At 69.5% G+C, this 1231-nt stretch carries 2 protein-coding genes; one reads left to right on the top strand and one right to left on the bottom strand.

Annotated elements, in window-relative coordinates; translation table 11 throughout:
- A partial coding sequence (locus ACOADB_RS11700) for a hypothetical protein (protein ID WP_378598398.1) occupies nt 1-363 on the top strand: 363 nt, incomplete at its 5' end.
- Nucleotides 364-447: 84 nt separating this feature from the next.
- Here ACOADB_RS11700 and ACOADB_RS11695 read toward each other — a convergent pair.
- Nucleotides 448-1231 (bottom strand): S8 family peptidase (locus tag ACOADB_RS11695; protein ID WP_378598396.1); only part of this gene is annotated, 784 nt, incomplete at its 5' end.

Genomic DNA, 1231 nt, shown 5'->3' with positions numbered 1-1231 from the left:
TTCACGTGGCGCACGATCGACACCGAGCTGGCTGAGCTGCTGCACGACTCCGCCCTCGAGGCCGGGGCTGCCGTTCGCTCGGCCGCCGAGGGACCGCGGTCGCTGTCCTTCGGTCGCAGCGGCCTGGTCCTGGAGATCGAGATCGACGGGGACGAGGTCCTCGGCGAGGTGATCGCCGAGGGTTCCGCTGCGTCGGACAGGGGTCCGGCCGTCGTCGTCCTGCGCCGCCCCGACGCCGACGACGTGACCGTCGAGGCCGACGCCGCCGGGTTCTTCCGGTTCTCCGACGTCGGGCCCGGGTCGGTGCGGTTCGAGGTCACGCGTGGCGAGTGGTCGCTGACCACCCCCTGGGTCACCCTGTAGCTCGCCCGGTGGTTGAGGTGCGAGCGCAGCGAAGTCGCCCGGTGGTTGAGGTGCGAGCGCAGCGAGCCTCGAAACCCCCGGGCCTCAGGTCAGCGGACCCACGATCTTGATGTCCTCGTTGATGCGGGTGTCGTGGTGGTCGATCGCCGTGTTCAGGACGGCGTCCCACGCGTCCCGGGCCGACATGGGGTTCGGCGTCCGGTTCGCTCGCATCTCCGCCGCGATCAGTCCTGTGACGATCGGGGTCGAGAACGACGTACCGCTCCACTGGGCCAGGCCCTTGAAGTGGCGGACCTTCGTCTCGTTCGGAGGTTCGTGGCACGTGTAGGTCCCGATGGGGAAGGCGTTCACCAGGTCGCGGCCGCGGGCGTACACGTTGACCCAGCCCTTGCCGTAGTTGGAGAAGTCCGAGACCTTCTTGTCGGGGTCGACCGAGCCGACGCCGACGACCCATTCGAAGGCGGCGGGCCAGAAGGGTTCGTCACTCTCGTCGTTGCCGGCGGCCGCCACGATCAGTACGTCGCTGCGGCCAGCGAGCTCGTGCCTCTCGGCCAGCATCAGGAACGAGAGCATGGCCAGTCCCCGGCGCGTGTGCGTGCCGGCGGAGATGCTGATCACCTCGGGGTGATCGGGATCCTCGAGTGCCTCGCGAAGCTGCCGGCAGATCGCCGACTCGTAGACGGCGCCGCCGTGGGTGAGGACCCCCTCGACCTCGACCCTGGTCTCGGGAGCCATGCAGCTGATGACGCCGGCGACGAAGGTCCCGTGACCCGCGTACTCGTGGATGGCGGACTGGTTCACGGTCTCGAGGTCGGTGGCGTCGGCGAAGGTGTCGTCGGCTTCGAGCCAGGGGGACTCCGCGCTGCCG

The organism is Nocardioides sp. CPCC 206348, from assembly GCF_048654705.1.
In the GTDB taxonomy this organism is placed as follows: Bacteria; Actinomycetota; Actinomycetes; order Propionibacteriales; family Nocardioidaceae; genus Nocardioides.
Note: the sequence above shows the minus strand (reverse complement) of the source record. Positions and strands in the feature narration are given on the sequence as shown.